The sequence below is a fragment of the Xanthobacter autotrophicus genome (assembly GCF_029991245.1).
In the GTDB taxonomy this organism is placed as follows: Bacteria; Pseudomonadota; Alphaproteobacteria; order Rhizobiales; family Xanthobacteraceae; genus Xanthobacter; species Xanthobacter autotrophicus_C.
Genome location: NZ_JAIVFO010000041.1, coordinates 24,813 through 32,220, shown reverse-complemented (window position 1 = coordinate 32,220; position 7,408 = coordinate 24,813). Strand labels below are relative to the sequence as shown.

At 69.1% G+C, this 7,408-nt stretch carries 6 protein-coding genes; all 6 read left to right on the top strand.

Annotated elements, in window-relative coordinates:
- The first annotated feature begins 89 nt into the window (after positions 1 to 89).
- The 6 genes from K9U41_RS09415 to K9U41_RS09390 all read left to right on the top strand — a co-directional run bounded on the left by K9U41_RS09415 (position 90) and on the right by K9U41_RS09390 (position 7,382).
- On the top strand, positions 90 to 1,319 hold the full coding sequence (locus K9U41_RS09415; RefSeq protein ID WP_282640582.1) for a cyclopropane-fatty-acyl-phospholipid synthase family protein: 1,230 nt from the start codon (positions 90 to 92) through the stop codon (positions 1,317 to 1,319).
- 295 nt (positions 1,320 to 1,614) lie between these two features.
- The gene (locus tag K9U41_RS09410) at positions 1,615 to 3,447 is read left to right on the top strand and encodes a methylmalonyl-CoA mutase subunit beta (protein ID WP_282640581.1); all 1,833 of its coding nucleotides are present in this window, start codon (positions 1,615 to 1,617) and stop codon (positions 3,445 to 3,447) included.
- Between the two features lie 20 nt (positions 3,448 to 3,467).
- A complete protein-coding gene (locus tag K9U41_RS09405; RefSeq protein WP_282640580.1) occupies positions 3,468 to 3,839 on the top strand; it encodes a hypothetical protein in 372 nt (123 codons plus the stop codon).
- Positions 3,820 to 4,230, top strand: a complete 411-nt coding sequence (locus K9U41_RS09400; RefSeq protein ID WP_282640579.1) for a hypothetical protein — start codon at positions 3,820 to 3,822, stop codon at positions 4,228 to 4,230. The genes K9U41_RS09405 and K9U41_RS09400 overlap by 20 nt, the downstream gene beginning before the upstream one ends.
- 63 nt (positions 4,231 to 4,293) lie before the next feature.
- Positions 4,294 to 6,450 carry a methylmalonyl-CoA mutase gene (gene scpA / locus K9U41_RS09395; protein WP_282640578.1) on the top strand — a complete coding sequence of 719 codons (2,157 nt, stop codon included), beginning with the start codon at positions 4,294 to 4,296 and terminating at the stop codon, positions 6,448 to 6,450.
- Positions 6,447 to 7,382 carry an MBL fold metallo-hydrolase gene (locus tag K9U41_RS09390; protein WP_282640577.1) on the top strand — a complete coding sequence of 312 codons (936 nt, stop codon included), beginning with the start codon at positions 6,447 to 6,449 and terminating at the stop codon, positions 7,380 to 7,382. The genes scpA and K9U41_RS09390 overlap by 4 nt, the downstream gene beginning before the upstream one ends.
- Positions 7,383 to 7,408 lie beyond the last annotated feature (26 nt).

Sequence of the window (7,408 nt, the reverse complement as noted above, 5' to 3'; positions counted from 1 at the left end):
ATGCCCTGCCGTGTGAAAACCTCTCGCTCGTCCGCCCCCACCCCGTCCCTCCCCCGCAAGCGGGAGAGGGAGATCGCCGGAGCCCATTAATGCGCCTCCTCTCCCACCTCCTGAGCCGCTTCGTGGAAAAGGGCCGCCTGACGGTGATCACCGCCGACGGCCAGCGCCACGCTTTCGGCTCGGGGGTGGACGGGCCTTCCGTCACCGTGCGCATGCATGACAGGAAGCTGGAGCGCGACCTGTTCTTCAATCCGGAACTGGTGGCGGCCGAGGCCTATATGGACGGCCGCCTCTCCTTCGAGGACGGGGCCGGCGCGTTCGAGCTGCTGTCCCTGTTCTCGGTGAACCGCAAGGGGCTGGGCAGCCACCCGGTGCAGCAGGCGCTGCGCAAGGCGTGGCGCTCGGTGCGGCGGTTCCAGCAGGCGAACCCGGTCAACAAGGCGAAGGAGAACGTCTCGTCCCACTACGACCACCCGGCCGCCTTCTACCGGCTGTGGCTGGACGAGACCATGGCCTACAGCTGCGCCTATTTTCGCGATCCGGAAGAGCCGCTGGCGGAGGCGCAGCGCAACAAGTTCCGCCATATCGCCGCCAAGCTGAAGATCTCCCCCGGCATGCGGGTGGCGGAGATCGGCTCCGGCTGGGGCGGGCTTGCCATCTACATGGCGAAGGAATGCGGCGCGCAGGTCACCGCCATCAACGTCTCGCCGGAGCAGCTGGCCGAAAGCCGGCGGCTTGCCGAAGCTGCGGGCGTCGCCGGCTCCATCGACTTCCGCGAGGTGGATTATCGCAACCTTGAGGGCAAGTTCGACCGCGTGGTCTCCATCGGCATGATGGAGCATGTGGGCGTTTCGCACTTCGACGATTACTTCACCACCATCCGCAACCTTCTGGACGACGGCGGCTTCGCTCTGGTCCACGCCATTGGCCGCATGTCGCCCCCCGGCACCACGGCGCCGTTCATCCGCAAATATATCTTCCCCGGCGGCTATGTGCCGGCGCTGTCGGAAGTGTTCGCCTCCACCGAGCGTACCCATTTGTGGGTGGATGATTGCGAGGTGCTGCGCCTGCACTATTACTGGACAATCCGCGCGTGGCGGCGAAACTTCATGGCCCGGCGCTCCGAGGTGGACGCCATGATGGGCGAGCGCTTCGGCCGCATGTGGGAATTCTATCTCGCCGCCGTGGAGCTGGGCTTCCTGCACGGCTCCAACATGGTGTTCCAGCTGCTGCTCTCCGAGAAGCGCGACGACGTGCCGGTGCTGCGCGACTACATGTTCGACGCCGAGCGGGCGCTGGCGGCACGGGAGGGGCGGTGATGGGCGCCTGTTTCGCCGATCCCCGGCACAGCGCGGCTCCCCTCTCCCCTTGCGGGAGAGCGGATGGGGGCGAGGGGGCTGCGACCTCTCGTCCAGCGCTCGCGTCCACGCCTTGCGCATCCCCTCACCCCGGCCCTCTCCCACAAGGGGAGAGGGGGCGCAAAGCCCAAGGCCGGGACGCGGCACCCCAATGTCGCTCCTGGCCGCCGGGTGCGGATGCCCGGTACGAGGCCGGGCAAGACGCTGCTTCGCAGCGCACTGTTTCTCTCCTGTTCCCTCTCCCGGAGGTCCGCTCATGACCGCCCTGCCCTTCGCGACCAACCTTGCCCCCGTCACCCGCGAAGACTGGCTGAAGCTGGTCGAGGGCGTGCTGAAGGGCGCGCCCTACGACAAGCGCCTCGTCACCCGCACCTATGAGGGCCTTGCCCTCGACGCCCTGCCCGAGCGCAAGCCGGACGCCCCCATCGTGGCCGGACGGCCGGCCGGCGCGCCGTGGGTCATCAGCGCCCGGGTGGACCAGAGCGACCTTGCCGCCGCCCACGCGCAGGCGCTGGAGGATCTGGACGGCGGCGCCTCCGGCCTCGCCCTGGTCTATGCCTCCGCGCCCTCGGCCTATGGCTTTGGCCTGCCGGACGGCGCCGACCTGAAGGTGGTGCTCAAGGACGTGCTGCTCGACCTCATCGAGACGCGCATCGAGAGTGGCGCCTTCCAGGGCCGCGGCGACGACCTCGCCTTCGCCGACCATGCCGAGGCCGTGGGCTTCGATCCCAAGGGCCTCGCCGTCTCCTTCGGCCTGAACCCGCTGGGGGATTTTGCCGCCGCCGGCACCCTGCCCATGGCGTGGCCGCTTCTGGCCAAGCGCTTCGCCGAGACCTCCGCCATCCTCGCCGCGCGCGGCTTTGCCGGCCCGTTCGCGCGGGCGGACGGCGGCGTGTTCCATGCGGCCGGGGCGTCCGACGCGCAGGAACTGGGGGCCGTGCTGGCCACCGCCGTGGCCTATCTCAAGGCCTATGGGGAGGCCGGCATCGCCCTGTCGGAGGCGGCGGCGCGCATCGAAGTCGCCCTGGTGGCGGACCTGAACCAGACCGCCACCATCGCCAAGTTCCGCGCCATCCGCCTGCTGTGGGGCGCGGTGCTGCGCGAATGTGGCCTGCCGGAAACCGCGCTGAAGGTGCACGCCACCACCGCGTGGCGCTCCCTGACCCGGCGCGACCCTTATGTGAACCTGCTGCGCAACACGGTGGCGGCGTTCGCGGCCGGCGTCGGCGGAGCAGACAGCCTCACCGTGCTGCCCTTCACCCAGGCGCTGGGCCTGCCGGACGCGTTCGCCCGGCGCCTCGCCCGCAACACCCAGGTGATGCTGCTGGAGGAGAGCAACGTCCACCGTGTGGCCGACCCCGGCGCCGGCGCCGGCGCGGTGGAGGCCCACACCGACGGGCTCGCGGAAAAGGCCTGGGACCTGTTCCGCACCATCGAGAAGCGTGGCGGCATGGCCGACGTGCTGGAGGACCGCTGGTTCAAGGCCGAGATCACCGAGGTGAAGGCCCGCCGCGACAAGGATGTGGCCACGCGCAAGGCGCCCATCACCGGCACCTCGGAATTCCCCATCCTGGTGCAGCAGGCGCCGGAAGTGCTGGCGCCCCTGCCCGCCACCTTCGAGCCCGTGGCCGACGGCGCGCTGACACCCCACCGCACGTCGGAGCCCTTCGAGGCCCTGCGCGACAAGGCGGAAGCCGCCGCGAAGGCGCCGGCCGTCTTCCTTGCCACGCTTGGTCCCGTCGCCGCCTTCACGGCGCGGGCGGGCTTCGCAAGGAACTTCTTCGAGGCCGGCGGCATTGCCGCTCCAGTACCGGACGGCTTCGCCGACCGCGACGCGCTGGTGGCCGCCTTCAGTGCCGCAGGCACGCCCTTCGCCTGCCTCGTCTCGTCGGACGAGGTCTATGCGGCCGAGGGGGCAGCCACCGCCGAGGCCCTGAAAGCCGCCGGCGCCAGCACCGTCTGGCTCGCCGGCAAGCCGGCCGAGCTGGAAGCCGCGCTCAAGGCGGCCGGCGTTTCCGGCTTCATTTTCGCTGGCTGCGACGTGCTGGAGACGCTGACCGCCGCACAGGCGGCAGCGGGCCTCGCGTGAGGGGCCGATGAGAGACGCCATTGGCTTGGAACCTGCGATCAGATCTAGCGCGCCTGCCGGACAGCGAGATCGCCACACGCTGCGAAGCCCTGTGGCGGGAGATCGATACACTGGGGCAGGACAAGAGGGCGCGGCGGCACGCCAGCGGCACACGCGGATTCCTGAGGCATCCGCGGGCTTACATGTTCTGGGGGATCTTCCGGCTGTCCGGCGGAGGCCTTCTCGAGGCCCTTGTCTCGGCACTGGTACCCAGCCCGAAGGCCGGGGACAAGCTTACAGGAACACGGGCCGTGAGCCTTCACGTCGCCCTGTGCGAGTTGCAGGACCTGATCGACGAAATGAAGGCGCGACGCAGCGCCCGCGGGGAAGGTGATGAACAAGATCGGACGTGATGGCCTTTCAAGGCTGCGAAACTCGCTCCTCGTGCCAGGCTTTTTTGTAGCCCTCGCGCTCCTCACGGCGGCGGCCGTTGGCCCCGCCCGCGCCGACAACGCCAGGCGCTTCGACGGCAGCTGGGTGGTGCGCACCTCCGCCGAGGAGGGCAAATGCAACAAGAATTTCGACTTCAAGCTGGCCGTGAAGAATGGCAAGGTCACCTACGCGGGCTATTGGCCGGTGAAAGCCGCCGGCGGCATCAGCAAGCTAGGCCTGGTGCGGATGACCTTGACCCACGGGCAGCGCAAAGTCACCGCCACCGGGCTCGCCGAAGGCGATCAGGCCTCGGGTGACTGGTCCTCGCCCCAGCCCAAATGCAACGGCTCCTGGCTTGCCCGGCGCGCCTGAGCCAGAACCCGCCAAAGTCACGTCCCGCCAAAGCCACCGCGGCCGATTTCGAGGGAACAGAAGATGAGCCGGATCCCCAACTTTGCCGACATCGACTGGCGCGCGCCGGAGCTGGTCGCCCCCTCGGCGGCCGCCGCCCCGTGGACGACGCCCGAGGGCATCCCGGTGAAGCCGCTCTACGGCCCGGCGGATATCGAGGGGCTGGGCTACATCGATACCTATCCCGGCATCGCGCCCTTCCTGCGCGGGCCCTATGCCCCCATGTACGCCACCCAGCCCTGGACCATCCGGCAATATGCCGGCTTCTCCACGGCGGAGGATTCCAACGCCTTCTACCGCCGCAACCTTGCGGCCGGCCAGAAGGGCCTCTCGGTGGCCTTCGACCTCGCCACCCATCGCGGCTATGACTCAGACCATCCCCGCGTCGCCGGCGACGTGGGCATGGCGGGCGTCGCCATCGATAGCATCTACGACATGCGCACCCTGTTCTCGGGCATCCCGCTCGACCAGATGAGCGTGTCCATGACCATGAACGGCGCCGTGCTGCCCATTCTGGCGCTCTATGTGGTGGCGGCGGAAGAACAGGGCGTGGCGCCGGCCAAGCTTTCCGGCACCATCCAGAACGACATTCTCAAAGAATTCATGGTGCGGAACACCTATATCTATCCGCCCACCCCCTCCATGCGCATCATCTCGGACATCTTCGCCTTCACGTCCAAGGAGATGCCGCGCTTCAACTCCATCTCCATCTCCGGCTACCATATGCAGGAAGCCGGGGCGACGCAGGACCTGGAGCTGGCCTACACGCTGGCGGACGGCGTGGAATATGGCCGCGCCGGCGCCGCCGCCGGCCTGCCCATCGACGTGTTCGCGCCGCGCCTCAGCTTCTTCTGGGCCATCGGCATGAACTTCTTCATGGAGGTGGCGAAGCTGCGCGCCGCCCGCCTCCTGTGGACGCGCCTGATGACCGACCTCGGCGCCAAAAACCCCAAGTCGCTGCCCCTGCGCACCCATTCGCAGACCTCGGGCTGGTCGCTGACCGCGCAGGACGTGTTCAACAACGTCATGCGCACCGCCATCGAGGCCATGGCGGCGACCCAGGGCCAGACCCAGTCGCTGCACACCAATGCGCTGGACGAGGCGCTGGCGCTGCCCACGGACTTCTCCGCCCGCATCGCCCGCAACACCCAAATCCTGCTGCAGCAGGAGAGCGGCACCACCCGGCAGATCGACCTGTGGGGCGGCTCCTATTTCGTGGAGAAGCTCACCGCCGATCTCGCCGCCAAGGCGTGGGCGCACATCCAGGAGGTGGAGGCGCTGGGCGGCATGGCCAAGGCCATCGAGGCCGGCATCCCCAAGCTGCGCATCGAGGAGGCCGCCGCCACCACCCAGGCCCGCATCGACGGCGGGGCGCAGACCGTGGTGGGCGTGAACAAGTTCAAGCCCGAGCGCGATCGCATGATCGACGTGCTGAAGGTGGAGAACGCCACCGTGCGTGCCGCCCAGATCGACAAGCTCAACCGCCTGCGGGCCGAGCGCGACCAGCACGAGGTGGACGGCAAGCTCGAAGCCCTCACCAACGGCGCGGCGGCCAACGGCAACCTCTTGGCACTGGCCATCGACGCGGCACGGGCCAAGGCCACGGTGGGCGAGATTTCCGACGCGCTGGAGAAGGTGTTCGGCCGCCACCGCGCCGAGATCCGTGCCATCTCCGGCGTCTACAAGCGCGAGGCGACGGCCATGACCGACAAGGTGGGCAAGCTGCAGAAGCTGGTGGAGGCATTCGAGCAGGCGGAAGGCCGCCGGCCGCGCATCCTCGTCGCCAAGGTGGGCCAGGACGGCCACGACCGCGGCCAGAAGGTGATCGCTTCCGCCTTCGCCGACCTCGGCTTCGACGTGGACATCGGCCCCCTCTTCGCCACCCCCGAGGAAGCCGCCCGGCAGGCGGTGGAGAACGACGTGCACGTGGTGGGCATCTCCTCCCTCGCCGCCGGCCACCTCACCCTGGTGCCGGCGCTGAAGGCGGCGCTGGAGGCCGAAGGCCGGGGCGACATCATGGTGGTGGTGGGCGGCGTGGTGCCCCCGCAGGACTATGACGCGCTGAAAGCCGCCGGCGCCGAGGCCATCTTCCCGCCCGGCACGGTCATCGCCGACGCCGCGAAGGAACTGCTCGGCACCCTCTCCCACCGCCTCGGCCACACCCTCGAAGCGGCGGAGTGAGCGGGACTGCCCTTGCAGCGCCCGGCTCCACCCTGCGGGTGCTGGAGCCGGCCCCGCACGTGCTCGCCTTCTATGACGGACGGGTGCCGGGGGTGCGGCTGCATGGCACCCACGAGAACTGGCTGGACGACGGCGCCTATGCCCTCGGCATCGCCTCCTATGCGGTGGTGGATGGCGACGAGGCGCTGGTCTACGACACCCACATCTCGTTGGCCCACGCCCGCATCATCCGGGAGACGCTGGAACGGCGGGGTGCCCGGCGCATCCGCGTGGTGCTGAGCCACTGGCATGACGACCATGTGGCCGGCAACGAAGTGTTCGCCGATTGCGAGATCATCGCCAACCGGGAAACCGCCGCCCTGCTCGCCCTCCACAGGGAGCGACTGGAGGCAGGCGACCCGCCCATCCGCCCGCTGATCCTGCCGAATGTCCTGTTCGAGGAACGGCTTGAGCTGACCGTCGGTGCGGTTCCGGTGGCGATTTTCCACATGGATATCCACAGCCGGGACGGCACGGTGGCCCTGCTGCCGGACGGGCTGCTGCTGGCCGGCGACACGCTGGAAGACCCCATCACCTATGTGGACGAGCCCGACCGCCTCGCCACCCACCTGGCGGGGCTGGAGCGGCTGGCGGCGCTGGGGGCGACCCGCATCCTGCCCAATCACGGCGCGGATGATGTGATCGCCGCCGGCGGCTACGGGCCGGCGCTGATCACAGCGACGCGGGCTTATGTGGAGAAGCTGTTGCGGCTGAAGACCGAGCCGGAGCTGGCCGGGATGGACTTGCGGACATTTGCGGCGGAGGCGTTCGCGACCGGGGCGGTGACGTATTTCGAGCCCTATGAGGCGGTGCACCGGCGGAATGTCGCAGCGGTGGCCGACGCTACCGAGGCTGCGCCCCCTGGCCATCAAGCGCCGGAACGGGCGAAATAGCGTCTGCACTCGCATGAATTGCAGCT